Source organism: Schinkia azotoformans LMG 9581 (assembly GCF_000307855.1).
In the GTDB taxonomy this organism is placed as follows: Bacteria; Bacillota; Bacilli; order Bacillales; family Bacillaceae_J; genus Schinkia; species Schinkia azotoformans.
Genome location: NZ_AJLR01000138.1, coordinates 1 through 631 on the forward strand (window position 1 = coordinate 1; position 631 = coordinate 631).

Annotated in this window: 1 protein-coding gene; it reads right to left on the minus strand. The window is 48.7% G+C overall.

The features are described 5' to 3' along the window. A partial coding sequence (locus BAZO_RS16165) for an immunoglobulin-like domain-containing protein (protein WP_003332750.1) occupies positions 1-631 on the minus strand: 631 nt, incomplete at both ends.

The window sequence follows — 631 nt, forward strand, 5'->3', positions numbered from 1 at the left end:
CCTGTTGACGCTAGGGTGACATCTTGCGTTACTGCATTTACGCTATCTCCTGTCGCATAACCAATCTCTAGCGCGGCTTTTGCATTCGTTACCGCCTCTACATCAGTTTGCGATTGCTTCAATACTTTCACGACAAACACTTTCGTCGTAGTTTCATTACCTTTGGTGATCGTGGCTGTCAACGTCACGCTTGCATCTCCTGCACTGTTTGCTGGGCGAGTTACCGTTCCATCGTTCCTAATTACGCTTGGTGTATCACTATTCCATGTAATCGTTGCTCCGTCTGCTCCCATTGTTGGCAACATCACGGACTGTGTAACAGCATTGATGCTATCCCCTGTTGCATAGCCGATCTCTAGCACTACTTTTGCATTCGATACGGCTTCCGCATCCGTTTGCGATTGCTTCAATACTTTTACGACAAACACTTTCGTCTCGGTTACGCCACCTTTGGTGATCGTTGCCGTCAACGTGACACTCGCATCCCCCGCACTGTTCGCTGGGCGAGTTACCGTTCCATTGTTCGCAATCACTCTTGGAGTATCACTGTTCCACGTAATCGTTGTTCCATCTACACCTGTTGACGCTAGGGTGACATCTTGCGTTACTGCATTTACGCTATCTCCTGTCG